General features: G+C 41.1%; 25 protein-coding genes, 1 tRNA gene and 2 pseudogenes. 6 read left to right on the top strand and 22 right to left on the bottom strand.

The window, feature by feature from the left end; all coding sequences use genetic code 11:
• Positions 1-250, bottom strand: a pseudogene (locus BUA11_RS09335) (IS21 family transposase); the annotation flags it as partial.
• Between the two features lie 72 nt (positions 251-322).
• Positions 323-751 (bottom strand): response regulator, encoded by a 429-nt coding sequence (locus BUA11_RS09330; RefSeq protein WP_084634439.1) that lies wholly within the window; start codon positions 749-751, stop codon positions 323-325.
• 180 nt (positions 752-931) lie between these two features.
• On the opposite strand from BUA11_RS09330, the gene BUA11_RS09325 reads away from it, so the two are divergent.
• Together BUA11_RS09325 and BUA11_RS10490 are read left to right on the top strand one after the other, a co-directional pair.
• Positions 932-1,008 (top strand) — tRNA-Pro (locus tag BUA11_RS09325).
• A gap of 148 nt (positions 1,009-1,156) precedes the next feature.
• Positions 1,157-2,884 carry an HD-GYP domain-containing protein gene (locus BUA11_RS10490; protein ID WP_245789708.1) on the top strand — a complete coding sequence of 576 codons (1,728 nt, stop codon included), beginning with the start codon at positions 1,157-1,159 and terminating at the stop codon, positions 2,882-2,884.
• Between the two features lie 48 nt (positions 2,885-2,932).
• Here BUA11_RS10490 and BUA11_RS09315 read toward each other — a convergent pair whose 3' ends face one another.
• The 20 genes from BUA11_RS09315 to BUA11_RS09220 form a co-directional block, all read right to left on the bottom strand.
• Positions 2,933-3,991, bottom strand: a complete 1,059-nt coding sequence (locus BUA11_RS09315; RefSeq protein ID WP_072760856.1) for a hypothetical protein — start codon at positions 3,989-3,991, stop codon at positions 2,933-2,935.
• A gap of 156 nt (positions 3,992-4,147) precedes the next feature.
• Positions 4,148-5,965: a phosphoribosylformylglycinamidine synthase subunit PurL gene (gene purL / locus BUA11_RS09310; protein ID WP_072760853.1), complete on the bottom strand. Its 1,818-nt coding sequence runs from the start codon at positions 5,963-5,965 to the stop codon at positions 4,148-4,150.
• A 23-nt stretch (positions 5,966-5,988) separates the two neighbouring features.
• Entirely contained in the window at positions 5,989-6,642 is a 654-nt protein-coding gene (gene purQ / locus BUA11_RS09305; protein ID WP_072760851.1) for a phosphoribosylformylglycinamidine synthase subunit PurQ, read from the bottom strand.
• Positions 6,639-6,887, bottom strand: coding sequence for a phosphoribosylformylglycinamidine synthase subunit PurS (gene purS / locus BUA11_RS09300; RefSeq protein ID WP_072760849.1), 249 nt, complete (start codon positions 6,885-6,887; stop codon positions 6,639-6,641). Before purS ends, purQ begins: the two co-directional genes overlap by 4 nt.
• Positions 6,866-7,573, bottom strand: coding sequence for a phosphoribosylaminoimidazolesuccinocarboxamide synthase (locus BUA11_RS09295; RefSeq protein ID WP_072760847.1), 708 nt, complete (start codon positions 7,571-7,573; stop codon positions 6,866-6,868). The genes purS and BUA11_RS09295 overlap by 22 nt, the downstream gene beginning before the upstream one ends.
• Positions 7,574-7,588: 15 nt before the next feature.
• On the bottom strand, positions 7,589-8,119 hold the full coding sequence (gene purE, locus BUA11_RS09290; protein WP_072760845.1) for a 5-(carboxyamino)imidazole ribonucleotide mutase: 531 nt from the start codon (positions 8,117-8,119) through the stop codon (positions 7,589-7,591).
• A gap of 27 nt (positions 8,120-8,146) precedes the next feature.
• The gene (locus BUA11_RS09285; RefSeq protein ID WP_245789685.1) at positions 8,147-9,286 is read right to left on the bottom strand and encodes a 5-(carboxyamino)imidazole ribonucleotide synthase; all 1,140 of its coding nucleotides are present in this window, start codon (positions 9,284-9,286) and stop codon (positions 8,147-8,149) included.
• 95 nt (positions 9,287-9,381) lie between these two features.
• Positions 9,382-10,626, bottom strand: a complete 1,245-nt coding sequence (locus BUA11_RS09280) for a uracil-xanthine permease family protein (protein ID WP_072760841.1) — start codon at positions 10,624-10,626, stop codon at positions 9,382-9,384.
• Between the two features lie 127 nt (positions 10,627-10,753).
• A complete protein-coding gene (locus BUA11_RS09275) occupies positions 10,754-11,527 on the bottom strand; it encodes an ABC transporter ATP-binding protein (protein ID WP_072760839.1) in 774 nt (257 codons plus the stop codon).
• Between the two features lie 22 nt (positions 11,528-11,549).
• Positions 11,550-11,768, bottom strand: coding sequence for a hypothetical protein (locus BUA11_RS10295; RefSeq protein WP_072760837.1), 219 nt, complete (start codon positions 11,766-11,768; stop codon positions 11,550-11,552).
• Position 11,769: 1 nt separating this feature from the next.
• Complete coding sequence (locus BUA11_RS09265; protein ID WP_143145323.1) at positions 11,770-12,345, bottom strand: transglycosylase SLT domain-containing protein; 576 nt, start codon at positions 12,343-12,345, stop codon at positions 11,770-11,772.
• A 43-nt stretch (positions 12,346-12,388) separates the two neighbouring features.
• Complete coding sequence (locus BUA11_RS09260) at positions 12,389-12,754, bottom strand: divergent PAP2 family protein (RefSeq protein ID WP_245789683.1); 366 nt, start codon at positions 12,752-12,754, stop codon at positions 12,389-12,391.
• A gap of 23 nt (positions 12,755-12,777) precedes the next feature.
• Positions 12,778-13,209 (bottom strand): ATP-binding protein, encoded by a 432-nt coding sequence (locus BUA11_RS09255; RefSeq protein ID WP_072760833.1) that lies wholly within the window; start codon positions 13,207-13,209, stop codon positions 12,778-12,780.
• Entirely contained in the window at positions 13,181-13,954 is a 774-nt protein-coding gene (locus tag BUA11_RS09250) for a DUF4940 domain-containing protein (RefSeq protein ID WP_072760831.1), read from the bottom strand. Before BUA11_RS09250 ends, BUA11_RS09255 begins: the two co-directional genes overlap by 29 nt.
• Positions 13,951-14,541: an epoxyqueuosine reductase QueH gene (locus BUA11_RS09245; protein WP_072760829.1), complete on the bottom strand. Its 591-nt coding sequence runs from the start codon at positions 14,539-14,541 to the stop codon at positions 13,951-13,953. The genes BUA11_RS09250 and BUA11_RS09245 overlap by 4 nt, the downstream gene beginning before the upstream one ends.
• A gap of 23 nt (positions 14,542-14,564) precedes the next feature.
• On the bottom strand, positions 14,565-15,014 hold the full coding sequence (gene dtd, locus BUA11_RS09240) for a D-aminoacyl-tRNA deacylase (RefSeq protein ID WP_072760827.1): 450 nt from the start codon (positions 15,012-15,014) through the stop codon (positions 14,565-14,567).
• Between the two features lies 1 nt (position 15,015).
• Positions 15,016-17,163 carry a RelA/SpoT family protein gene (locus tag BUA11_RS09235; protein ID WP_072760866.1) on the bottom strand — a complete coding sequence of 716 codons (2,148 nt, stop codon included), beginning with the start codon at positions 17,161-17,163 and terminating at the stop codon, positions 15,016-15,018.
• 83 nt (positions 17,164-17,246) lie between these two features.
• Positions 17,247-18,137: a site-specific tyrosine recombinase/integron integrase gene (gene xerA / locus BUA11_RS09230; RefSeq protein WP_245789681.1), complete on the bottom strand. Its 891-nt coding sequence runs from the start codon at positions 18,135-18,137 to the stop codon at positions 17,247-17,249.
• A 5-nt stretch (positions 18,138-18,142) separates the two neighbouring features.
• Positions 18,143-18,784, bottom strand: coding sequence for a ribonuclease III (gene rnc, locus BUA11_RS09225; RefSeq protein ID WP_245789710.1), 642 nt, complete (start codon positions 18,782-18,784; stop codon positions 18,143-18,145).
• Positions 18,736-19,809, bottom strand: a complete 1,074-nt coding sequence (locus tag BUA11_RS09220) for an adenine nucleotide alpha hydrolase family protein (RefSeq protein ID WP_245789679.1) — start codon at positions 19,807-19,809, stop codon at positions 18,736-18,738. The genes rnc and BUA11_RS09220 overlap by 49 nt, the downstream gene beginning before the upstream one ends.
• A gap of 192 nt (positions 19,810-20,001) precedes the next feature.
• On the opposite strand from BUA11_RS09220, the gene BUA11_RS09215 reads away from it, so the two are divergent.
• From BUA11_RS09215 to BUA11_RS09200, 4 genes and pseudogenes are all read left to right on the top strand, one after another.
• A complete protein-coding gene (locus BUA11_RS09215) occupies positions 20,002-21,660 on the top strand; it encodes a formate--tetrahydrofolate ligase (RefSeq protein ID WP_072760823.1) in 1,659 nt (552 codons plus the stop codon).
• Between the two features lie 195 nt (positions 21,661-21,855).
• Positions 21,856-23,139 (top strand): annotated as a pseudogene (locus BUA11_RS09210) (Glu/Leu/Phe/Val family dehydrogenase).
• 128 nt (positions 23,140-23,267) lie between these two features.
• Complete coding sequence (locus BUA11_RS09205; protein WP_084634438.1) at positions 23,268-24,992, top strand: ABC transporter ATP-binding protein; 1,725 nt, start codon at positions 23,268-23,270, stop codon at positions 24,990-24,992.
• A 123-nt stretch (positions 24,993-25,115) separates the two neighbouring features.
• Entirely contained in the window at positions 25,116-26,594 is a 1,479-nt protein-coding gene (locus BUA11_RS09200; protein ID WP_072760819.1) for a sensor domain-containing diguanylate cyclase, read from the top strand.
• Positions 26,595-26,606: the final 12 nt, after the last annotated feature.

Here is a 26,606-nt window from a genome sequence, read left to right as displayed (position 1 = left end):
CATCTTTTGATTTTAAATACTCATAAACACCCTTGACTGTAACTCCTTTGATAGCAAGCTTTGATTTTATCTCATCATAGTATTTGTCCAATTTACTTGGTTTATTTCTATTCTTAGGTTTTCCTTCATAACCCTCATAATACTTTTTTACTGTTCTTCTGTCTATCCCATATATTCTTGCAAGTTCTGAAAAGTTAGGTTTCATTTTCATCGCCCTTATCATGTTTAAATGTGCTGTTAAGTTCTGCATTTGATATCCCTCCTCACTATGAGAAAGGATATCATATCAATGTACAATTTTGTACATCCTTATATTCCACTTTCAGTACATTTTTATTTTATCATTAACATCCTTGTAAGTTTTGAGCATTGAAATCACTGTAAGCTTGGTCATAAAATCGCTTGTTTTATTTTTGTCTATGTATGCGTTGATATCGTAATCTCTCGTTAGTAGATCGGGCGGAATCTTCTCAGGATTTGCCGTCATGAGAACAATTCTCGTTCTTGAATCATTACATATATGTCTAATATGGTTTATTACTTCTATGCCTGAATCATCCTTTTCCATAACTAAGTCTGTCATTACAAGAGCGTACTTTTCCGGTACAAATATCTTTCGGAAGTCTTCGTAACCATACGCCTGCTCTATTTCAAGATCTTCGCTTTCAAAGTTGATTTCACTCAAAATTGATTTCAATTCAGTATGGACAGTCTTGGAGTCGTCAACTATCAGAACCTTGTAATGTGGCACGTCAACACCTCCAGTATTTGCAAACCATAATATCTAAGAAGCGATACACTAATATTATATCACGGTACTATGCAGATTAATCAAAAGACAAAAATTCCATCATTAAATGACGATTCATTATATGTCCATCTTGATAAAACGGATTTCTATGATAAAATAATTTACAGAATACAAACAACTCTGGGCGTAGTTCAGATGGCTAGAACGCCAGAATCGGGATCTGGTGGTCGTGGGTTCAAGTCCCACCGCCCAGACCAATAGTTACATTCAACGCCACGGTTTTTCCGTGGCGTTTTTGTTTTTTTAAATTTTGGTTCGTCATTTTTTAATCAAATCGAGAATCCATATGCTAAAATAATATAAGAAAAAACCACGTTAAATTATTAAAAAGAGGTGAAAAAACGAATGTTCAGCCGAAAAAAGCCGAAGGAAAGCATTAAAATAAGGCAGTTCTTGGAATTGAGATTTACTCAGATGGTAGTTCTCACTCTTGCTTTACTTACTGTTGCTTATATTTCAGTTTCTGCGATTGTAATGTCGATGTACAGAGATAGACTCGACAACTTGCAGAAAAATACTTGGAGAATTGTGGATGATGAAGTTGACAGAATTACTCGAATGAGAAACTTAGCAATTGCACGAGGTATTCAGGAATTTGTAAACGAAGAAATAATGACAGGTCATTTCTCGATTTCAGAGAGTGAATTTTTCAGCTGCCCTATTTCGACACCCGAAGGTGTAGAAAGCATAATTTTCGAAAGAACTTCCGAAGTTCCAAATGAAATAAGAAAATATCTCAAGAATGATTATCAACACTATATAAGCATGGTGGTTTATGGAGACACGATTTTGAAGTACATATACGTCAAGTTGCCTCAAGGTTACTACGTAGGAACACTGACTGATAAGCTCGGTGAGAATCTTTTCGAACACATAGAGATTATACTGAATTCGTTAGATGTCAAAGAGTTCCACGTTTACTCATTCGTCAAAGAAGGTGAAATCAAGCAGGTCTACGCCATCGAAAATCATAAAGAACCATTAAGCAAAGTTGAAAAAATAGTTTGGGATGTAATAAGAAGCGGGAAGAGGTACTTTAGAAAAGGTTTTACTGGGATTGAATTTGCCGATATATCTAAGTACGAGGATGAGAAGATTAGTATATCTCCGGTTGTACTCCACGTCAGCTTTAATTTAACACCATTCTTATTACCCGTATTGGTGGGGCTTGTTCTCATGATATTAATAACACTTTTCGTTATACTCCTTTTAAAATTTGTGGCGAGAAAGATAGCGTATCAATTTTCTTTGCCGTTTGAGTCGATTGTATCATCCATGAAAGAATTTTCGAGGACCCATATGTACACACCTGTTGACGAAACATGCAATGTTCTTGAAATATCTGAGATGGTTCGAGAATATGGAAACTTGGCGGAGGATTTGTCAGCAACTTTGCAGGAATTAAAAGCTACTAATGAAGAGCTCGAAGATGCATATGTGAATCTGGAAAGCCTTTCAAAAGAAGTAGAAGATTCGTACCTTTCTTTCGCTCGACAACTGTCGATGATTGCAGAAAGCTATGACGAAGTCACCGGAAACCACATCGAACGTGTTGGGGAGCTTTCGGCATATTTTGCTGGTAAGCTTGGGTTAGAGAAGGATTTTGTTGAAAAGATAAGAATATTTGCACCATTGCATGATATAGGGAAAATTTTAGTGCCGAAGGAGATATTGACTAAGCCAGGCAAATTAACAGACGAAGAATTCGAGACGATAAAACACCATGTAGAGCACGGAGCTAAGCTGCTTGGAGATTCAAAGTATTTTGAGGTGGCTAGGAAGATAGCGAAATACCACCATGAAAAGTGGGATGGTACTGGATATGTGGAAGGGCTGAAGGGCGAAGAGATACCGATAGAAGCGAGGATAGTGGCGTTAGTTGATGTATACGATGCATTGAGATCAGAAAGACCGTACAAAAAGGCGTTATCGCACGAAGAGGCGGTGAAGATAATCTTGGAGGGAGATGGAAGGACGAGACCAGTGCATTTTGATCCGAGATTGCTCGAGATTTTAAGAGAAAATTCTGAGGAAATAAAGAGTTTATGGGACGAAATTAATACAAAATACTAAAAAATAAAGGGGCGGGTAACCGCCCCTTTCTATTCTTATTTTAAAGTTTCACTTGCCAACTCTTTGATTCAAGTCGCGTATCATCGTTTCTAAGAGCGATACTTTCCCTGCGAGCTTTTGTACTTCTTCTGCGAGTTTCGAAACTGAATTGTACAGTTTCAAGATATCTATCTCTTGCGAGTTGAACTTTGTGGAAAGTGCGGACAGCTTTGATGACAGGTCAGCGATATCGTCTTTTAGTGGCGATATCATGTCTTGTACTTCTTCGACAGATGGTTTTTCGCTTGTAGCATCGTATACCATGTTTACATATTCTTCAAGCAAATCCATCCTGTCACTTAGTGAATTCATACCCTCAGTCTTAAGAGGTGCTAACATATCTTCCACATCTTCAAATGATGGTTTACTGCCTACAATCTCGTATATTATGTTTGTATACTCTTCGAGAAGGGCTATACGACCAATCATAGCCGTAAAATCAAACTCTTTGATAAGTTCCAACGTTTCAATTTTAGATGCGAGTTCTTCAACTTGCGTTGCATCGGCCTTTGTAGAGAGAACGTCGAAAATATTCACTATATCTTGGTCATGCATGTCTATGCGCAAACTGAGCGTTTCGAGTTCTTCGAATACTTTTTCTTTATCTGCTATCGCATCTTCAATGTTCAACAATTTATCAGACAGTGTTCCAACAAGATCATAAATTTTCAAAATATCCCCATCGTGAATATCAAGGGTTACGAATACATCTTCAAGATTTGCAGAAAGGCTTTCGATATTCAAAACCTTTGCCTCAAGTTCGTTCAGTCGTTCTTCTGTAAAATCTGAAAACCCATAAAAGTCATCCACTGATAACTTTGCATCTGCCAGTTCGTAAAGCAGTGCCACTAATTCCTCCAACTCTGAAATTTTCTGATACAACTCTTCATGTGTGTCGAGGAGTATATCTGGCTGTTCTTGAGATACGTCAATCTCCCTGCTATCTAGAACTTCGCAAGTACACTCTTCACCTTCTGCATGGGTGTGTTCTGTTGTTCCTTCAGCAAAAGTAACTGTCATGATTAAGCTCAGAAAGACCGCAAGAGTTATCTTTAAATACCACTTCATACAACTTCCCCCCTTCTTTAGAAGAATAGCAATCTATTGAAATTATACTACACAAGTTACAAAAAAAGGCAACAGAAAAATTATTATCGAAAATTATAGCGGTACCTTCCCTGGTACCGCTATTTATTAACTACCATTAATAAGTCTAAATGAGTATCAATAACAAAATCCTATTCTCTTAACAGGAAGGGCTGTTTTCGGTTCTCCAAAAACGAGAATCATTTGGTGGATCGGTTCGGTCCTTGGAACTGATAATTTCAGGTTGTATCCAAGTTTTCTCAGAGCAGACCTCAAAGTTTCATTTCTGCTGAAATCGTGCATTGAAACAATGAATAAGCCCTGCCTTGAAATGTTTTTTATTTCATCTTGGAAATGCTTTTCTCTGCCTAATTCAAAATCGTGGTATCCGACAGCGTAAATAGGTCCTTTCTTGGGTCTGGGAATATTCATATTTCCCACTTTCCCAACCATTCCAACAACGAGAGTTGGCGGGATGCCTTTTCCCTTGTACGTGTTGTAAAGAGAGGCGTTACCCGATGCAACAGGTACGTTGAAAGCTTCACAAACATCTTTCAAGCCCCTCATCTGTGCGGCTAATCCCATCGGCTCTACGTCAGGATCTGCATAATTTATACCATCTGTTATCGCTATTGGTTCTCCACCAACTGATAGTGTTTTCCTTATCGCTTCGAGGACAGTTATGTAAGCTCCCCAGTATGGACTCTGTGTGCTAATATCTGCTCGACTGTGTATAGCCAGAGAATATCCCACAGATGACTTCATATTGGAGTAGTCTTTAACTCTCATGACAGCTGGTCCTAAGCCGGGTGGCAATATCGTATCTGTGCCTACCATGTAGTCGTATCTCTCAAAAACATCATGTGCATCGACTTCTTTAAATCTGAGCCATTTGAATTTCGGCATTTCGGAAGGGGTGTATTCGTATATCGGCTCTTCGGGTGATTCCTCAAGTAGTGAAGCTGGTACATCGAGCACAGTTTCATCTTTATATTTTGCTAGATAACGACCACTATCGGTGACTTCTGCTACTATTTCTCCAAAGAGTAAATGTTTTCTTGCAATTTCCAAAACTTTCTGTGCTTTTTCTGGCGAAGTTACAACAGCCATACGTTCTTGGCTTTCACTTATGAGAATCTCTATCGGTAACATATCCGGTTCTCTTAAAGGCACTTTATCAAGGTGCACTATAGCGCCAAGACCACCTCGTGCAACAAGTTCGCTTGTCGCTGAAAGAACACCGCCTGCACCAAGATCCTGAGCTCCCTCAACCAAATCCTTTTCAACCATTTCTAGGAATGCTTCGATTAAGAGCTTTTCGGCAAATGGATCTCCAACTTGGATAGACAATTTATTTGCCTTCTCACCTGTTAAATCCTCAGAAGCGAACGAAGCACCATGTATACCGTCTCTACCCGTTGCTCCACCGAATATGACGATAACTTGCCCAGGGCGAGATGCTTTCGATTCTATTAAGTGCTCGTTCCTACCGACTCCAACAGCCATGACATTCACAAGAGGATTGTGTTTGTAAAAATTTGAGATGCGCAGTTCGCCGCCTACTGTCGGAACTCCAATTGAATTTCCATAATCAGAAATCCCTTCGATTATCCCGTCTACGATTCTATCCATATGGAGCGAGTCTAAAATAGCGGTTGGACGTGCCCCCATCGCAAGCACATCCCTGATAATGCCACCAACACCGGTTGCTGCACCGTTAAATGGTTCTATAGCACTCGGGTGGTTGTGGCTCTCTACTTTGAATGCGAGAAAGTGATAATCATCGAGTGGCACAACACCTGCGTTCCCGCCTTTGCCTGCTTTTGGTAATTTCCTTATGTACCCTCTTGTATGTGAATAGCCGCAATGTTCGCTCCACATTACGGTGAATGCTTCTATTTCTTCTCTCGTTGCTTTCCTGCCAAGTTTGGATTCAAGAATCTCGAGGTATTTCATTTCCTACACCACCTAAGTAAGCATTATTTCTTGTTTTTTATGTAGTTATACACCGATAGGAATACTCTAAGACCGTCGTCAGACCCCAGAATCTTTTCAATCGCTCTTTCCGGATGTGGCATTAAGCTGAATACATTCTTTTGCTCGTTTGTTATACCTGCTATAAATTCATCGCTACCGTTCACATCTTCAGTGTATTTAAGCGTTGTGTTAATTTCCTCAGTCTTAACGAACCTGCCAAACCCATGTGCGATAGGTAGTCTTATCTTTTCACCTTTCAAATAATATCTCGTAAAAGGCGTTTCGTTGTCTATGACTTCGAGCTCAACGGTTCTGCATATGAACCTTCCATTGCTGTTTTGTAAAAGAGCTCCAGGAAGAAGCCCCATCTCGACAAGAATCTGGAAACCGTTGCAGATACCAATGACAAGCCCCCCACGGCTAATGAAATCCTTTATCTTTTGGGAGATAGGTTCTCTTGCGGCGACAGCACCAACTCGCAGATAATCGCCATACGAAAAGCCACCGGGTAAGACGAGCAAGTCGGCATCTATATCTGAATGAACATCTACAAACTCTGTCTCGAAACCTACGTATTTACACGCCCAAAGAGCGTCTCTATCACAGTTGCTACCCGGATAGACTACAACCTGTGCTTTTGGAGCGTTTATTTTCATTTGAGTTTCACCTCATACGTTTCAGTCACAGGGTTAACAAGCAATTCTTTACACGCTCTTTCAACGAGTACCTGCGCTTCATTTTCATTTTCAGCCTCGATCTCCAAATGTATAGATTTCCCGAGCCGAAGAGTCGAAACCGGGATGTTATGTTCATCGTTCAAAACCCTCTTGATAGTTTCGCCTCTCGGGTCTCTTACGTTACTTTTGTACTGGATATCTATCACAAAAGAATACTTTGGCATACTCCCAACACCACCTCGTATTTTTCCATAGGATTTCCAAGATCCCTTCTATATATATCTTTGTCGAATATCTCGCCCGCTTTTCTCAACCTCATAGTATCCGGTGAAATCTCATCTCCAAGGCAGATGTTCCCTTCGCTGTCCGTCCCATACTCGAACTTTATATCCCACAGCTCAAAGTTGTGGATTTCGAAAAACTCTTTAAGAAGTTTTGCAGATTCTTTTGCAGATTCTATGACTTTCAGTGCAGTGTTTCTATCTACGATGCCAAGCACTTCGAGGTGTTCGATACACATAAGTGGGTCATGCATGACATCACTTTTGTATGTGAACTCAACAAGCGGAGATTGCAAATCTTCTCCTTCTTGTCCGCCGTATCTTCTTACAAATGAACCTGCCTTTTTGAACCTTACGATAACTTCAAGTGGTATCATCTTGAGCTTTCTCGCGCGTATTTTATTTGGTGGGACATAGTTCATGAACATCGTGTAGACACCTTTCGTGTTGAGATAGTGCATGAGCCTCGATGTTATCTCAGAACACATCTGCCCTTTTTTTTGCATCACATCGTGCTTTGCACCATCGCCCGCTGTGATGTCGTCCTTAAATGTTAAAATAACGCTATCATCGTCTATTGCCTCGACGATTTTTGTTTTACCTTCGTAAAGGAATCCTACGCCCCCCATTTTTTCACTCCCTTTTCATTCTTTACTTTCTTTACTTTTTAGATATTCGGCATAACCCATATCTTCCAAATCTTGTGCCTTCTTGATAACGTCACGTCGCATATCTTCTTTATATTTGATGAGCTTTTCTCTAAGTTCTGGATATTTCACAGAGAGTATTGAGACAGCGAGTAAACCGGCATTTTTTGCGTTGTTTATCGCAACCGTGGCGACAGGGACGCCTTTGGGCATCTGAACTATTGAAAGTAGTGAATCGAGACCTTCGAGGCTTGATGATTTTATAGGAACGCCTATTACAGGTAGGGGAGTAATAGAAGCGGTCATACCGGGAAGGTGTGCCGCTCCGCCAGCACCAGCGATTATAACTTCTATACCGCGTGCATGGGCTGTACGGGCGTATTCGAACATCCTCTCAGGGGTTCTGTGTGCAGAGACGATAGTCAGCTCATATGGTACACCGAATTCTTCAAGCACTTCTGCTGCATCTTTCATTATATTCAAGTCAGAATCACTTCCCATTATTATACCAACAATAGGCTTTTCCATGTACTAACCTCCTAAAAAGGCAAGCATTCAAGATTCCGAAATAATCTTAACCCTGTTTTTTAAAAACTTCGCCTTCTCTATTGCTGAATTGATATCTTTATCAACAATGGTTATATGTCCCATCTTTCTGAATGGTGCAGTTAATCTCTTACCGTACAAATGTAGATAAGCGCCGGGTGTTTTGAATACCTCTTCAACCCCTATGATTTTTGGAGTACCTTTGTAGCCAGGTTCGCCGAGTAGGTTTATCATGACAGCATGGGAATGTTGTGTAGTTAGTCCGAGAGGTAGGTTTAAGATAGCGCGGATATGTTGTTCGAATTGGCTCGTGTAGCATGATTCTATTGTGTGGTGTCCTGAGTTGTGAACCCTGGGCGCTATTTCGTTTACCAAAATCTCGCCGTTTTTTGTTAAAAACATCTCAATTGCGAAAACCCCCACGGCTCCGAAAGGTATAATAGATTCCAAAGCCCTTAATGCAATTTCTTTAGCTTCTTGTGCTGTCTCATCTGGAATCCTTGCTGGTGATATTAGCATGTCCAATATGTTGGACGATTTATTGAAGACCATTTCCACAATTGGATAGATTGCTATCTCACCTGATTCGGAGCGTACCAGCAAGACAGAGAGTTCTTTTTCGATTTCCACGTATTCTTCATAGTAAGAAGGAGAGCTCAGAATATTTCTCTTGTCACTAACATCTCTTAAAACAGCGACCCCTCTACCATCGTATCCCCCACTTCTTGATTTTTGTACCACGGGAAGATACTTCTCTATCTCGTCTTTCTTAATTTCCTCGTCTGTTCCTAATATCCTCGATGTCGGTATGCCGTTGTTAACAAGGTGCGTTTTCTGTGCGTATTTATCGTTTATAAGTGATAACAACTCAGGTGAAGGTTTTATATTGAATCCAGCTGATTTAAGACGTTTCAGAGCATCCGTGCTTGTATGTTCAATTTCGTACGTCACAACATCAGACTTTTTCGCAAGTTCGAGAAGTTTTTCTGAATCGTACAGATCCCCAACGATCAATTCATCACATAACGAAGCTATCGGACAGCTTGGGTCTTTGTCGAGGGCAACGACCCTTAGATCCATCTGTTTAGCTTTCAATGCCAACATCTTTCCGAGCTGTCCGCCACCTATAATTCCAAGAGTCTTCATCATACCTAACCCCTCGAGTAACCAAATTTTTCTTTATTCTTCTGAATAAAAATCCCCCACGGCTCTATGCGGTTATCTCTACATTATTCTATATTCTATTATTTTTCCAATTTTTCAGGTATGAGCAGATTTGCGATTATTCCAACTATGGCAGCCAATGCCATACCTTTGAGCTCAACGTTTCCAATTTTAACGCTTGCTCCGCCTATTCCCAAAGTCAGTATGAGTGCTGCTATTATGAGGTTCCTTGACTTGGCGAAATCGACCTTTGCTTCAACAAGGGTTCTCACACCAATTGATGCGATCATACCGAAGAGTATGAGGCTCACGCCACCTATGACTGCTGTTGGAATCGTTTGAAGAACTGCACCGAATTTAGAGAAGAACGCAACGAGCATTGCAAGAAGAGCAGCACCGCGCAGTATTGAAGGATCATACACTTTTGTTATTGCTAAAACACCCGTATTTTCACTGTATGTTGTGTTAGCGGGCCCACCGAGGAATGCAGCCATCATGGTTGCAAGTCCGTCGCCGAGGAGCGTTCTGTGGATTCCAGGCTTTTCGAAGAAGTTCTTGCCAACGACTGCGCCGTTTGTTGTGATATCGCCTATGTGCTCCATAACGGTTACGAAAGCAACGGGTGCTATCAAGCTTATTGCGCCTATATCAAACTTTGGGAAAATGAAGTTGGGAACTGAGAACCAGGCAGAGGATGTTATAGGTGTGTAATCAACTATACCGGAGAGTGCAGAGGTGATGTAACCTACAAGAACACCCATCAGAACAGGAATTAGTGAGAAGAAACCTTTGAAAATCGTGGCAGACGCTATGACTGTTAGGATTACGACGAAGGCGATGGACCAATTTGAAGAAGCCATATTGACTGCTACTGGGCTTAGACCGAGGCCGATTACCATTATCATCGGACCTGTTACTACCGGCGGGAAGAGTTTCTTAATCACGTTCGTTCCAACAAGTTTTACTATTAGAGAGAATACCAGATAAACCGTCCCAGCTACGACAATTCCACCGAGTGAGTACCTAATGTCTCCGTACTTTTCCTTAACGAGAATTATAGGTGCGATAAATGCGAAACTTGAACCTAAGAAGACAGGGACGATACCGCCTGTGATGGAGTGGAAAAGAAGAGTTCCTAAACCTGCTGTGAAGAGTGCTACAAGAGGGTCTAATCCAGTTAAGAGCGGAACTAAAACCGTGGCACCGAACATGGCTACGAAATGCTGTAAACTTAGAACGAACTTCTTTGAGGTGGGCAAGGATGAGATAGCTACAGAATCTGAAGAAACAGGCTGGGAATCAACAAAAATAGCATCTTTTTCCATCTTTTCTCCTCCTTTCTCGCCTCTCTGGACGAGTTTAAAGGTCTACAACCTTATCTTACCATAAAGCAGTGCAGAAAGTCAACGTTAACAAAAAGTGACTTTTGTGACATGTGAATGAATTAATTTTTCAAATAATTATCAATGGATAATTCACATTAGGGACAGGGTTTGATATGACCTTAAGTGATATATTGTAAACCTCGCTCAGCAGTTTTTCGGTTATCACTTCAGCTGGTCTACCCATACTCACTATTTTCCCATCTTTCATAACGACTATGTAATCACAGTACTTCACGGCTAAAGGAATGTCGTGAAACGTGCCGACGACAGTTTTACCGTTTTCGGTTAGCTTTTTGAGGTAATCAAGAACCCTAACAGACTGACCTATATCGAGATGATTAACAAGCTCATCGGCTAAGATGATGGGAGTATCTTGATATATAGCACGGGCAATTAATACTCGCCTTTGCTGTCCACCGCTCAGCGTGGAGAATATGCGTTTCCTGTAGTCAAGCAAGTCAACAGTGCTCAATGCGCTTGTTATCTTTTCTTCATCCACTGCGGATTCGAAAAACGAACCGTGGGCAATACCTCCCATTTCGACGATTTCCTCAACGGTAAAATCGTAAGCTGGGTTGAAATCTTGTGCAATGTAAGCTATCAATTGTGCAACTTTTCTGTGAGATAACTTAGAAATGTCCAGTCCATTTACAAGTATCTTCCCTGATTTTGGCTTAAGAAACTTCATTATTAGTGATAGAAGCGTGGTTTTGCCAGAACCGTTAGGACCTATAATACCAAAGAATGAACCTTTCGGCACGTCGAAAGAGATATCTTTAAGTTCGAAAGTTGGGTATTCGAAATTTATTTTATTGATCTTCATTATTGCTTTGTTTTCCATAATTTGCACCTCGATTTGAGAATCATTTCGTTCCAAACAACGGCGGTATCGATGGTGGAACAATAACAGGAATATCGTTGACAGTACTTGGGCCCGGATTTGTTGAGGCTATTGTTGAAGAACCTTCTTTTGTTATTTCTAAACTTGTTGCTTCAAGCATTGTTGATGTTGATGTCGCTGATTGCTCAGCGCTCTGAGTTACACTTGCACTTGCCAGATTTTGTTCTGCTTTCTGTTTCATCTCACTTGTATGAAGTGTATCGTAGAAGCTGTACTGCGTAGAAGCTGTACTGTTTCATTATTGTCTGCGCGTATATGACTTTATTTTTGCCATTGTTGTAGTACTCCAACGCTTTTTGCAGTGAACCGTGCTTTTTGAAAAGGTATGAAAGGTATGCTGTTCCATAAGTTATATTTAACTCATAGTTGTTAAGCAATTCGTTCCAGCCGTTTTTTGGTACGTCGAGTTTTAGTAATTTTGCGATGCTTTGAGCTGTCGAAGGAAGAATCTGCATCATTCCAAGCACTCCACCTGCGCCTTTTGCATTCGTGAAGTTGCTCTCAACTGCGATTACTACTGCGATATATGTGGGTGGAAGCTCGTATTTCATGCTTACTGTGTAAATCACCCTCCAAAGGTCGTCAACAAATTCCTGGGTGGTCTGTTGACCAACGCTTTTTCTTCTTTTCTGAACGTGTTCCTTAAACCAGTCTGGAGTCTGGATTTCGACTAATTGCGCAAAAAGTATCGAAGCTCCGAATAGAACGAATAGTACAACCGCCACTAAAACTGGCTTTCTGACAGAACTCTTTGACAAAACCACACCTCCGCGTCTAATTAGAATTTTGCATGTTGCACATTTATATCTTGTATAGCTTTGCAGTTAAGAGCGCAACTACCCAACCAAGTAGAAAACCATAGATAACTTCCATCAGTGTGTGCCCTTTATTTGGATCAACGTTTCGTCTCAGTCCGACAGCATCAGCAGTTGTAATAGCTAAAAAAATGGCAGCTATCGCTGTCATCGGTGAGTTGAACCCCGTTTGATATCCGACGGCCCATGCGAGCGCTGATGTTGTTGCGACGTGAGCACTCGGCATTCCACCGTATCTTCCAAACACTCGGATATCTTTGTATATAAATACCTTTACAAGCTGAGCGGAGAAAAAGCCGAAAAAGGCGGACATAAACGATGGATTTTTAATAAGACCTAAAAACCAGCTCACACTATTTCCTCCTCATTTCATCATCAGGTATGCTCTTCCTTCTTTGGTGGAATTAAAAATGAACGTTTCAGATAAAGCAAATTGCCTTCCTCAACGTCTCTGAATTCCATAACCTCAAAAATTCTCTGAATTATATAAACACCCAATCCGCCGGGGCGTATGTCGTTCAAATCGCGAGATTTGATTTTTGAAGGATCAACCTTAGGACCGAAATCTCGCAAAAGTACTTCGAGAGTGTCTGGTTCCATCCAGTTCATCGTCATTATTATATACTTGGGCTCACCTTTGTACGTGTGCTGTATGATATTCGCAATAGCCTCGTTTATTGCCAACTCGGTATCGAATATATCTTTATCAAAAACATTTCTGAATGATAGAAATGTGTGTATTACAACTCTTGCCAGTTTAATATTCTCAGTTAATGCGCTAAATGATATCGTAACTATCTGATTCAATGTATCCTCCTCCTAACTTCATCAGAATTATGCCAAGTGCTATCATTTCTATCTTATTCAAAGGATTGAAATATGTCTCTTTTCGAAACTCGTTTAGCTTTTTTATTATACCACCGAGGTACTCATTATCGAAATTTGAAACCAATATATACTTAATAAAATCTTTCCATTTCACCATTTCATCGTATTTTCCACCCTCGTACGCAAGTTTCGGCAGGTCCGTGTAAGTGCCTTTCCCAAACCATTTAGCGAGTAACAAAGCCTGCCTTATACCTTCTTCAGAAGTTACTACAACATCCGATACACAATAACCTTCCTTTTCTCTTACCTTCACATTGCTCGGGATTAAATGTATATCTAAACCGTTGTACGCAACAACCCCGAATGTGATGTTAGAAAGCGAGTATCTAGAAAATTCCTTCTCTTCAACCGAGTTATATTTTACCACTAAAATCTTAAAACTTTTCAATTCAGTCTTAAAATGCTTCGATATTTCTTTTATTTCATCTGGATAAATAAATGTGTTGAGTAATGAATTCTTGATATATTCCTCGAGAAGCAAGTCGAAAACTTCTTTTTCGTCCGATATTTCGACCAAAACCGTTACGTCACCTACTGTATATGGAATAAGCGTGTACTTCTGACTCTGGAACGTGAAATCGACTTTTACTTTTGTTGACAAGGCGATGCTTCCGTACAATTTCTTTTCACTTTCCATTTCGTCAATTGAGTAATACAGTCTCATCTAATTTCTTCACCCTTTTCTTTATCCTCATTTCTTACTGAAAAAACGCATCCACAGTAGTTCTGCCTGTAAATTCCGAGTTGTTTTATGAGTTTTTGAGATAGGTTGTATAAGGGACTTCTTCTGTAAACATTTGGAATATATTGAACAAGGTTGTATCTCGATACATTAATACCGGCGTTATTAATCATCTCTACCGACTTCTTAGGTGAAGCTGTGAGCGTTGTCGAAAAGGACCTGTATCCATTTTCTTTAGCAAATTCTAAAGTTTTTTCAAGTCGCATCCTTATGCAGATTTCACAACGTTTTCTGCCTTCTGGCTCGCTTTCTAATCCTTTTGTTTTCTCAAAAAACGTCTCAGGGTCGTATGGGACCTCTACAACATTCATTTCGAAAAATTCCGCAACCCTCAGAACTTCCTTGTACCTCTTTTCGTATTCAGACCTTGGGTGTATGTTCGGATTGTAGAAAAAAACATCTCCACGCGCTCCGGCAAGGTATGAGATAACCAAATCTGGAGCACAGCAAACATGCAACAGGTGGCAACTTGGAGTATCGTTTTTCAAAATATACCTATTTTTTTCCATTTACAACCAGTCCTCAAGATACCTTAGAATACCTTTTTAGAATCTAAAAGCAGAGTCACAGGTCCGTCGTTGTGTATCTCCACGAGCATGTGAGCAGCGAATATTCCCGTCTCGACGCGTACGTTATAGCCTCTAACCAATTCTACAAACTTCTCATACAATTCATTGGCGATATCCGGGGGAGCGCTGTCAGAATAGGAAGGCCTTCTTCCTCTCCTGCAATCTCCGTAGAGCGTGAACTGAGAGATAACTAAGGCTTCACCTTTAACATCGAGCAAAGACAAGTTCATCTTGCCCTCTCCATCGTCGAAAATTCTCAGGTTAACAATCTTTTCGGCAAGATATTTTGCATCTTCGAGCGTGTCGTCCTTTCCAACGCCGAGCAGAACGACGATTCCACTTGATATTTTGCCGACTATCTGATTATCGACACTGACGCTTGCTTTTGTAACTCTTTGAACAACTGCCCTCATCTCAGCCGCGTACCACCTTTCTAACACCTGGGAATGATTTGAAGTAAGTCATGATTTCTTCCAATTCTTCCAAAGAAGAAACTGTTACACTAAGCGAAACAATAACAAAATCATCCTGGATATTTTCGAATTTAAAGTTCTTTATTTCTATCTTCTTCTCCATTGTCTTTGAAAGTATTTCCGGCACTCTCTCTTTCTTATCAAGCTCGAGTTTCATCAATACTCCAAATTGCGCAGTGACATCTGATCTCCAGACGGCAGGAAATTTCCTGTCAGAACCGAGAGACAAAACGTTCTGGCAATTCGAACGGTGTATGACCAAGCCTCTCTTGCTTGTAACTCCAACAATCCTATCACCCGGTATCGGATTACAACACTTTGCAAAGAGTGTCTCGAGACCGTCAAGTCCATCGACAATGACCAGCGAAGCGGGCGATTTTTTCTTGTGCTTGACTTCTTTCTTTTTCTGAGGTTCTCTATATCCAAGTAGCGTTAACAATTCATCTTGCGTTAAGGTCTTGTCGCCGAGCCTTGTTATGAATTCCTCTTCATCGATCTGGTGTGCCGAGAGATATTTCTTAATCTCTGGTCTTTCCAAGAGCTCTTCGATGGCGACATTTAATCTTTTTGCAACCCTTCTAAGCACATCCTTACCGCGTTCGATGAGCTGTTCTCTTTCCTTTTCTTTGAAAAATCTCTTTATCTTAGCCTTTGTTCTTGGACTTTTTGCATATTTCAGCCAGTCGAGGCTTGGACCTGGGGACGATTTGTTTACTATTATCTCCACAACGTCCCCATTGTTTAACTGGTAATCGATAGGCACGATTTTGCCATTTACCTTCGCTCCGGCATAGTGGTGTCCCACTTCTGTATGGACCGCATAAGCAAAGTCAATGGGAGTTGCGCCGTACGGAAGGTGGATAATCTCGCCTTTCGGTGTCAAGACAAAAACCTCTGACATTTGGAGCTCTTTCTTTAAATCGTCAACGCTCGCGTAACCTTGCGAAAGTTCTTTTCGCCATTCTGTAAGCCTCAACAACCATTTCTGCTTTATATCTACAACGCCTTCCCCGCTCTTATACGCCCAGTGAGCTATGAGACCGTATTCCGCCTCTTCGTGCATATTTTTGTCTCTGATTTGTATCTCAATCGGTTCACCGAACTGCGTAATAACAGTCGTATGGATTGACCTGTACCCGTTCGATTTTGGCGCAGCTATGTAGTCCTTAAAACGTCCGGGAAGTGGTACCCAGAGGTTGTGGACGATACCTACTGCTGTGTAACACGTTGTGACATCAGGCACTATAGCCCTCAGACCTATCAAATCGTACAGCTCGTTAAAATCCTTGCCTTTCTGGATCATCTTTTTCCATATGCTGTAATAATGCTTGTATCTACCTTCTACTTTGGCATCGATATTGTGTTCTTGGAACGCAGATGTTAATTGCTGTACGTAAGTTTTTAACCTCTCTTCTCGTTCTGTCCTTTTTTGCGCAACGAGCTGCTTTATCTTCTGGTATTCATCGTAGTGCAATACCTTGAAGCATAGGTCTTCAAGCTCAGATTTTATGATATTAATACCGAGCTTATGGGCAATCGGGGCATATACTTCCAGTGTTTCCAAAGCTTTGTAACGTTTCTTTTCGGCATCTTCTACAAACTCAATAGTACGCATATTGTGTAGCCTGTCAGCGAGTTTCACGAATATCACTCGAACGTCTTCAGCCATTGCAAAGAGCATCTTCTGAATAGTCTCGAGTTTTTTCTTCTGTTCAACATTTCCAACAGGTGCGTTGATCCTACTGACTTTCGTCACTCCATCGACAATCAGTGCGATTTCCTTTCCAAACTGTTTTTCTATCATTTCGTATGTGACCCTTCCTTCGCTGTCTTCGATCGCATCGTGCAACAGAGCAGCGATTATGCTATCCGCATCTAATTTGAGAGATGCTACGATTTTTGCAACTTCCATAGGGTGAGTGATAAACGGCTCGCCTGACTTTCTGTAAAGCCCGTCGTATGCAACTTTTGCCATATCAAAAGCACGAGATATCTTCTCTCGCTCTTGGGCAGAAAAATTAGAACCGAGCAATTTTTCCAATTCATTTATGAACTTTTCCTTATTGCGAGTATCATCACTGTTTGAAATTTGTCCCTGAGTTAATAAACTCTTATCTTCATCTTTCCCCACATTCCTACCTCGCTTTACTGAGCTTCTTAAAGTACAACGCTCTAAATGACGAGTTTCTTGACCGCATCGAACTTCTCTTTATCAGCAACGTGCAAATAGATGCTTGTTGTGCTTAGGTTGGTATGACCCAAAAGTTCTTGAACGACTTTGACGTTAACATTGTTCATCACAAGGTGCGTTGCGAAAGTATGTCTTAAGGTGTGTGGATGTATCTGTTTTGTTATTCCAGCTTTCTGTGCGGCTCTCTTGACTATTCTGAAAACAGTTGAAGGATGCACTTGCCTTCCATTGTTTTCGAAGAAATAAATCCTTGGCTTGTACCTTTCAACGTATTTTTCTAAGAGCGGAAGGATATTATCGCTTATTGGAACTATCCTGTCTTTATTTCCCTTTCCCATCACGACTTTAACGTACGCAGGGTAGAAAGAAACATCTTCGGTCCGTAGATTACACAGTTCACTCACTCGGAGCCCACAGAAATAAAGCATCGAAAGTATAGTCTTGTACTTGAGTTTTTTCTCTTCGTCGTACGCATTCAGCAAATTTTTAACTTCTTCTAACGTCAGAAAGCTTGGTATCTTCTTTCTAAGCCGTGGGTGTCGCACACGTTCCATAGGATTCTCGTCGATAGAGCCTATCAATTCAAGATAATCAAAGAGCCCTTTGAGTGAAGAGATATATCTCGACACAGTGGTCTCGGTCACAGCACTGCCGGTTATCTCACCTTTCGACAGAGCCTTTATGAACTTTTCCACATCTGCTCTCTCTATATCACGTGGCGGTTTTCCAACGTATTCCAAAAACCGCCTGATATCTTTCATATACGCCTTTACCGTGTTTTCTGAACCTCTTCTCACGTGCTTTAGATAATCTTCATAAGTTCGGAGGAATAATTCTACGTCGATACCGTTCCCTCCAATTTTTAAACTCAAGAAATCTATTCAGAGCTTGTTGTTAAATAATCGTATGCCTTTCTTGCTGCGTCCTTTTCCGCATCCTTTTTTGAAGAGCCAGTACCTGTTGCCACTTTTTTGCCCTGTAAGTAGAGCTCAACCATGAACTTTCCGTTGTCATCAACCTTAACCGTGCGGTATTCAGGCAATTCCCTATACCTCTCCTGCGTAATTTCCTGCAGTGCGGTTTTATAGTCGAATATCCGCTGCCCAGAGAGGAAGATTTCAATAAACCCCTCAAAATCTTTCGAAAAGACTTTTTTGACAGCGTCAAGACCGCCGTCAAGGTAGATTGCAGCGCAAACAGCTTCGAACGTATCTGCAATGATACTGCTTCTTGTTCTACCTCCCGTTTTCTCTTCGCCTTTGCCAAGGAAGATGTACTTACCCAACTCGTATCTGCTGGCAATTTCGGTAAGCACTTCTTCGCTGGCAACGGCACCCTTTACTTTTGCCATCTCTCCTTCCGAAGCTTCTGGATATTTTTGGAACAGTATATCACACACCACGAGTTCTACGACTGCGTCTCCAAGGAATTCAAGCCTTTCGTTGTTTTTGATGTCCCTTCCAAGTTGGTTTACTTCGTAAGCGTAACTCGAGTGGCAGAGGGCATTGAACAAGAGCACTTGATCTTTGAAATTATATCCAAGTTTCTGTTGTAGTTCGCCCAGTATTCTTCTTTCTCTGTCTCGTAAGTCGTCCATTCACGCACCTCCACAACGTGAAAAGTTCTCAATTTGTTGTTTTTAGACTCATGCCATTCGACCTTGATAGGTACCGCAAATTCCGGCTTCAGCTTTCCTTCGACTATCCAAAACCTCGACTCATCGACGCGATATATCGAGGGGTTAGCAACGATAGTCAATATCAATGGTTTGTCAGCAACAATCACTTCGCTGATAACGTCAATTTCTTGGAGTTTCTTGGCTAAATCATAAACCTCTTCTCTGAACGGCTTGACGTTGATGATGGCTATATTCTTTGAAAGAGGACCTATAATCTTCACATTTGCAATTTCGTTCCCAGCTGGAAAGTACTGAAGAACCATTTCATTGGCTATCGCGGTAGCTTGACCGTGGAATGAAGGGTTGGTCATTGGCTTTAGCAGGTGCTTTAGCTTACACCCTTCCCTTGTAGCGTGTTCGCCTATTCTTCTTATCTGAACGCCGTAGCTTTCGAGAATCTTCCGGATTTCTTCCTTTCCGACATCACCAAGCGGAGCGTACATCCCATTGAAGACTCTCAGTCCAGTTTGTCCCCAGGTGTCTGAAGAATTTGAGCCTGTAACCACTATACGCCCTTTGGCGTACTCAAGCACAGTTCCCATCTTGACTTTCTTTGTGCACATATTGCAAGATGGTCCATATTTCCATATCTTCTCTTGGTCTAAATTTTTCAGTAGGGTGAGCTTAAAGCCATATGTTTCAGCGAATTCGCTCACGATTTTCAGACTGTTATTGTACGTGTAAGGTCCATAAACGACATGTGCGAGCTCGACGTGATCTTTTCCAACAACCTCAGCGCAAAGCAGAGCAGCCGCTGTGCTGTCCATTCCACCTGAGAAGGCAATCACAAAATCCCGTCCAAAAACTCTTGCAACGTACTTAATGTCTTCTATAATCTCTTCGCGAGTCTCTATCCTTCCGTTCACTAAGCAAGGCACCTCCAATGAAATATCTTCGCTATTTTCCATATATTTTATCACATATTTTGACAAAAATAAAGAGAAACAGGCAATTGTGAAAAGGATATGAATATATGCTTGGACAGAACCACTAAACACGAACTTTTAAAACTTTAACTAATTCACAAATTATGTTAAACTAAGTACGGAGGTGATAGTATGTTGCCAGATATTGAAATAGCAAAGGGTGCAAGGTTAGTTGATATCAGGGAAATCGCCAAGAAGCTACGAATTCCTGAAGAAAAACTCAAACTTTACGGAAATCATATCGCAAAAGTAGATCACAGGTATTTGAAGGAATTGAATAGGAAGAAAGGCAAGTTAATATTAGTTACCGCCATAACACCAACACCGGCTGGAGAGGGAAAGACCACAACAAGCATCGGCTTGTCGATGGCACTCAACAGAATTGGCAAAAAATCTATTGTTACTTTGAGAGAGCCGTCTTTGGGACCGGTATTTGGTGTGAAGGGCGGAGCTGCAGGTGGAGGGTATTCACAAGTATTGCCGATGGAGGACATAAACCTGCATTTTACAGGGGATATACATGCGGTAACAACAGCGCACAACCTCGTTTCCGCTGTTATCGATGCACATATAAACCACGGAAATGAGCTGGGGATAGATATCCGAAAGATATATTGGAAGAGAGCGATCGACATGAACGACAGGGCTCTCAGGCAGATTGTCATCGCACTCGGCGGAAGTGCGAATGGGTATCCAAGAGAAGATGGATTCTTGATAACCGCGGCATCTGAAATCATGGCAACACTCTGCTTAGCCTCAGACCTTGCAGATTTGAAGAGAAGAATCGGCGAAATAGTTGTTGCGCAAAGCGAGAAAAAAGGTCTTGTGAGAATCAAAGACCTTGGGATTCAGGGAGCAGTTGCTGCATTGCTGAAAGATGCGATAAATCCGAATCTTGTGCAGACGATAGAAAACACACCCGCGTTTGTCCATGGTGGACCGTTTGCGAACATCGCACACGGAACGAACACATTGATAGCAACGAAGATGGCACTTGGGCTTGCAGACTATGTTGTGACTGAAGCAGGATTTGCAGCAGACCTTGGAGCGCAAAAATTCCTCGATTTCGTAGCGCCGACTGGAAATCTCACAATTGATGCAGTTGTGCTTGTAGCTTCTATTAGGGCTTTGAAATACCATGGTGGCGTAGCTAAAGAGGACCTATCTAAAGAAAACGTTGAAGCAGTTGTTAAAGGTATGGAAAACCTCAAAGTGCACGTCGAGAATTTACAGAAGTACGGCGTACCGATTGTAGTTGCACTGAACAGGTTTGAAAGTGACACACCAGCTGAAATTGAAGCCGTTTTGAGAGAAAGCCCGGTTAAGTGTGTCATAAACGAAGCCTATGCTAAAGGTTCCGAAGGTGCGGTAGAGTTGGCACAAAGAGTCGTTGAAACCATTGAGACGATACCTACGAATTACAAACCTTTAGTACCTGCCGAACTACCCATTGAAGAAAAGATAGATATAATAGCAAAACAAATTTACAGAGCAGGAAAGGTTATATATACAGACACAGCCAAATCAAAACTTAGCATGCTTAAAAAGAACGGCTATGGCAACTATCCAGTTATCATCGCTAAGACCCAGAATAGTATCTCTGATGATCCGAAGAAAATAAATGCTCCAAAGGGTTATGAATTCACAGTTAGAGATTTCCAAATAAGTGCGGGAGCAGGTTTTGTCGTTGCGTTGGCTGGAGAGATAATGCTCATGCCGGGTCTTCCCAAAGTGCCGGCGGCGGTTAACATAGATATCGATGAGAACGGGGAGATAACAGGGCTGTTCTAAAGATGTGAACAGACAAAACATATAGATGCATAAATGAACATCTTTAAGAAAAAGAGAGATTTCAGTAATTTTTCAAGATTAAAAGTGATACTATTCACAAAACGCAGGTTGATATCTTACGTTGGTTGAATGATAATAGTTTTGACAATCGCTGGTGAACCAGCCAGCACTAAAAATCAGGGAGGTTGTGAAGAGATGAAACTCAGCACTATGGGAAACCTCAAACCATTCGGACCGATATATGAAAACGCTCAGAAGCAGTTCCTGAAAGCTGCAGAAATCATGGATCTCGATCCAAACATAGGTAACTTCCTCCTTTGGCCACAGAGAATTTTGGAAGTCCACTTCCCAGTTGTAATGGACGATGGCAGAGTAGAAATATTCGAAGGTTACAGGGTACAGCACAATACAGCAAGGGGTCCAGCAAAAGGTGGAATTAGGTACCACGAAGATACAAACCTCGATGAGGTTGCATCGCTTGCATTCTGGATGACATGGAAATGTGCTGTTATGAACCTTCCATACGGTTGAGGTAAGGGCGGAGTAAAGGTTGACGTCTCAAAACTTTCAGAGAAAGAACTCGAAAGGCTCAGCAGAAGATTCTTCTCAGAAATCCAGATGATGGTCGGACCACAAAAAGATATCCCGGCACCAGACGTAAACACGAACGCAAAAATAATGGCATGGTACATGGATACATACAGCATGAACGTTGGCTACACAGCACTCGGTGTTGTCACAGGTAAACCACTTGACCTCGGTGGTTCAGAAGGTAGACCAGAAGCAACAGGTAGGGGCGTTGCGATAACAGCAAACGAAGCTTGCAAAGCACTCGGAAAAGACATTTCCAAAGCAACGGTAGCAATTCAAGGATTCGGTAACGTCGGTTCTTACAGTGCGAAGATTCTCAGCGAAGAATTCGGCGCAAAGATAGTCGCTGTCAGCGATGTCAGCGGTGGAATTTACAACGAAAACGGACTCGATGTTAACGACGTTATCGCCTACAGAGATGCAAACAAGGGAATAATCAAGGGATATCCGAAAGCAAAACCAATCACGAACGAAGAGCTTCTTGAACTTGACGTTGACATCCTTGTTCCGGCGGCACTTGAAAACGCAATAACAGAGAAGAACGCTGACAGGATTAGAGCAAAGATAATAGTCGAAGGAGCAAACGGTCCAACAACACCAGAGGCAGAAGAAGTGCTTATAAAGAAAGGCGTACTTATCGTTCCTGACATCCTTGCAAACGCTGGTGGTGTTACAGTCTCTTACTTCGAATGGGTACAAGACTTGCAGACATTCTTCTGGGATATAGACGATATAAGAAAGAAACTAACAAAGATGATGGTCAACTCATTTGCAGAAGTTTACAAGACAAAAGAAAAATACAACACAGACATGAGAACGGCAGCATATATCGTTGCAATCAGCAGAGTTGCCAACGCCGTCAAAGAAAGAGGATACTACCCAATGTAATTCCAATAAAGGGAATAGACAAAATGGAGCCCAAAAAAGGGCTCCATTTTTTGTATGCTGTGGTATAATAACCTTAGAATGTTCGCAATGCAAACCATCATGACAAAAAATCTCTGGAGGTGTTCAAATTGCTTAGGGAATTTCTGAAAAAGCGATGGTACTTTTACATATTTGGTATTATTTCACTAATTGTGATAGATCTGCTACAACTATTTGTTCCGAGGGTAATTTCGAAAGCAATCAATACCATTCAGGTGTTAGATAACGTAAATACGCTGAATGAAGTAAAGACTCTCGTGTTATCGATTCTCGGTCTTGCTTTTGGAATGCTCTTTGGCAGATTTTGGTGGCGGTACTTCATTATGGGTAGCTCGAGGTTTTTTGACTACTCAGCGAAGAAGCAACTCTTCGATAAAGTCTTAGGTTTAGACATGCACTTTTTTGACAAGCACCGTTCCGGAGACATCATGGCGTACTTTACAAACGATGTAAGTACAGTGGAAAGGATGCTTGGCATCGGTGTCGTGCAACTCACAGATGCAGTATTCATGACCTCTATGACCATATTCTTCATGGCGAGGTCTACGAACTGGAAACTGACTCTAATTGCACTAATACCACTTCCTGGCATAATTCTCGTCTCACTCACATTTGGCAGATTGATATTTAAAAGGTCACGACGAACACAGGACGTTTATATGGATCTAAGTGGTTATACTGAAGAGACGATGGACGGAATAAGGATAATCAAGAGCTTTTCGATTTTACCGAAGATAGAAGAGTTGTTTGAAAAGAAGGCAAAGGAACACTTCCATGCAACGATGTCTCTGATAAGGGTTTGGGGTGTAATGTGGCCACTTGTGCACTTTATTGGAACTCTTTCGTTCTTCTTGGCTTTGGCAGTTGGAGGTCCCATGGTTATAAGAGGTACCGTTACGCTTGGAGATTACATAGCGTTTAACAGCTACATAGGTATGTTAGTCTGGCCACTCACGGCATACGGTATGGTTATGAATGTCATCCAGCAAGGACGCGCTTCACTCCAAAGACTTAAAGAGCTGAACGAAGCGAAACCTGTTGTTGTAGAGCCACAAAATCCTGCAAAGGTGGAAAGGATAGAATCTATATCTATTAAGGACTTGTGGTTCAGATATCCAGGCACAGAGAGGGATGTACTTAAAGGGGTAGATTTTGAAGTTAAAAAGGGACAGTTTGTAGGTATCGTTGGAACAGTTGGAAGCGGCAAGTCTACTCTTGTAAAACTCATCAGTAAGCTTTATCCAGTTGAACGAGGGAAGATTTTCATCAACGATCTTGACATTAACGACCTACATTCGCAAAATATACGGGACTTGATATCATACGTTCCGCAGGAGACATTCTTGTTCTCAAATTCAGTTTCGCAGAATGTCGCGTTTGCAATGGAGAAATACGATTTAGAAGAAGTAAAAAAATATGTCCAGCTTGCGGCAATTGACGATGATGTGGAAAAATTCCCAGACAAATACGATACAGTGGTTGGTCAGAGAGGTGTTATGCTCTCAGGTGGACAGAAGCAGAGGTTAACAATAGCAAGGGCTCTCATGAAAAAAGCGGATGTCTACATATTCGATGATTGTCTATCCGCCGTTGACCCTGAAACGGAAGAAGAAATCATCAGGACATTGAGAACCGAGATGAAAGGCACTACGATGATTATAATCACCCACAGATTAAAGGTGTTGCAGAACGCAGATGTTATATATGTATTCGACCAAGGCAGGATATTGGAAAAGGGAACACATTACGAACTGCTTGAAAACGAAGGATTGTATGCAAGGATGTTCAAGAAACAACTTGTTTTAGAAGATTAAGAATGTCGTTATAAACGTTTACGACGCAATTAAGTAGATTTGGTATACGGATTTATGTGATAAAATATGCTAAGGTGTGAGCTTTAGCATATTTTTGTGTTTCTTTTACAGGGGAGTGATTCGATGTCAGAAAGCGTTCTTACTATTTTATTTCTATCGGGCGCTCTTATTTTTTTTGCAATCCTTATCGTTCGATATGTAATAAAATACAATAGTCTGAGAAATGAAAACAAAGCTCTGAACACTTTGCTTCAAAGCATGGGAATAATTGTTAGTGCAGAAAATCTTGGCCTTGCAGTCTGGGCGGATGACGAACTGATCTATATAAACAGCCCAATAATTCAAGATGCAGCAAAGGTTGGTATTGAACTAAGAAACAGAGAGGAAATCGATGATTTGTTACAGCATCCTGAGAAAAATATGATCCTGTACGATTTCTTGAAAGAGGTTAAAAAACAAATCGATTCTGGAACGAAAGATTATGTCGGAGTATGGAAGAAAGAAATTCAAAGATCATTCATTGAGATCAAATATGTTCGAAAGTACGTAGACGGCAAGCAGTTCAGAGTGGTTATAACAAGGAACGTAACCTACGAGTTTACAAGTATTGAAAGTTCAATTCTCCAAAGTCTTACAGAAATCCTCGATGAAGAGATTTCAAAAGATGTTGTTGACATAAAGCGCATAGGCGAGAAGATAAGAGAACTGCTTATAAAATACGGACTTGCGGATGTTTTTGGCATTGGACTGTTGAATCCCGGTGGAGAGATTTATTATCCATACTTCAAGTATAAAGACGATGATGACAGAAGCGGATTAGTGATGAAACCTTCCGAAAAGACGCTTTCTCGATATATTATAGACAAAGGAATCAGAGTTCATATAAGAAACAGTGTAACTGAAGAACGGTTAGCTGATGGTTATTACTTAAAAGAATTGCGTGGAAATGTTTATTCCATATACGGTGTACCCATTATATTCAGAGGACTTTCGCGTGGTGTGATTCTTTTTGAAAAAGAAGGGGAAAACCAGTTTTCTGATCTGACACTCAGCGTTTTTGACAAGATGGCAAGCGTAGTTTCTTTATCGCTGCGCTTTATGGATATAATAGAAGAGCTCGAAGTTGAAAAGCGAAAATTGTTTGAAGTGTCGATAAAAGACTACTTAACCGGTGCTTACAGTAGGTTGTTCTTAGATCAATTCTTAGAGAAGGAGTTGAGCAAATCCAAACGTACACAACATCCAACGTCGGTGATTTTTTTAGATGTCAACGACTTTAAGAGGATAAACGATGTTTATGGGCACATATATGGTGACAATGTTTTGAAAATGCTTGTGGAAACGATAAATAAAACTATACGATCAATGGATATCGTTGCGCGTTACGGCGGAGATGAGTTCGTCATTGTTCTACCTGAAACAGATGCTCAGAACGCGGAAAGCGTGATGAAACGCATAACAGAAAACCTAAAGGAGCATAATATTTTTGTTTCGTACGGCATTATTAACATATCTGGCTACAACAGAATTGAAGACATTTACAAAGATGTTGATGAAAAGAAGTACGAAATGAAAAAATCGAAGAACAAAGATGTTCAATAGGGGGTTCAGATA

The organism is Fervidobacterium gondwanense DSM 13020 (assembly GCF_900143265.1).
Lineage (GTDB): Bacteria > Thermotogota > Thermotogae > Thermotogales > Fervidobacteriaceae > Fervidobacterium > Fervidobacterium gondwanense.
The sequence above is the reverse complement of the archived record's forward strand: the minus strand, read 5'-3'. Positions and strand labels throughout refer to the sequence as shown.

Bases quoted from the DNA above. Each gene is read 5' to 3' on its own strand.
- BUA11_RS10490 (WP_245789708.1), top strand. From the start codon at position 1,157: ATGTTCAGCCGAAAAAAGCCGAAGGAAAGCATTAAAATAAGGCAGTTC.
- BUA11_RS09315 (WP_072760856.1), bottom strand. From the start codon at position 3,991: ATGAAGTGGTATTTAAAGATAACTCTTGCGGTCTTTCTGAGCTTAATC.
- purL (WP_072760853.1), bottom strand. From the start codon at position 5,965: ATGAAATACCTCGAGATTCTTGAATCCAAACTTGGCAGGAAAGCAACG.
- purQ (WP_072760851.1), bottom strand. From the start codon at position 6,642: ATGAAAATAAACGCTCCAAAAGCACAGGTTGTAGTCTATCCGGGTAGC.
- purS (WP_072760849.1), bottom strand. From the start codon at position 6,887: ATGCCAAAGTATTCTTTTGTGATAGATATCCAGTACAAAAGTAACGTA.
- BUA11_RS09295 (WP_072760847.1), bottom strand. From the start codon at position 7,573: ATGGGGGGCGTAGGATTCCTTTACGAAGGTAAAACAAAAATCGTCGAG.
- purE (WP_072760845.1), bottom strand. From the start codon at position 8,119: ATGGAAAAGCCTATTGTTGGTATAATAATGGGAAGTGATTCTGACTTG.
- BUA11_RS09285 (WP_245789685.1), bottom strand. From the start codon at position 9,286: ATGATGAAGACTCTTGGAATTATAGGTGGCGGACAGCTCGGAAAGATG.
- BUA11_RS09280 (WP_072760841.1), bottom strand. From the start codon at position 10,626: ATGGAAAAAGATGCTATTTTTGTTGATTCCCAGCCTGTTTCTTCAGAT.
- BUA11_RS09275 (WP_072760839.1), bottom strand. From the start codon at position 11,527: ATGGAAAACAAAGCAATAATGAAGATCAATAAAATAAATTTCGAATAC.
- BUA11_RS10295 (WP_072760837.1), bottom strand. From the start codon at position 11,768: ATGAAACAGAAAGCAGAACAAAATCTGGCAAGTGCAAGTGTAACTCAG.
- BUA11_RS09250 (WP_072760831.1), bottom strand. From the start codon at position 13,954: ATGAGACTGTATTACTCAATTGACGAAATGGAAAGTGAAAAGAAATTG.
- BUA11_RS09245 (WP_072760829.1), bottom strand. From the start codon at position 14,541: ATGGAAAAAAATAGGTATATTTTGAAAAACGATACTCCAAGTTGCCAC.
- dtd (WP_072760827.1), bottom strand. From the start codon at position 15,014: ATGAGGGCAGTTGTTCAAAGAGTTACAAAAGCAAGCGTCAGTGTCGAT.
- BUA11_RS09215 (WP_072760823.1), top strand. From the start codon at position 20,002: ATGTTGCCAGATATTGAAATAGCAAAGGGTGCAAGGTTAGTTGATATC.
- BUA11_RS09200 (WP_072760819.1), top strand. From the start codon at position 25,116: ATGTCAGAAAGCGTTCTTACTATTTTATTTCTATCGGGCGCTCTTATT.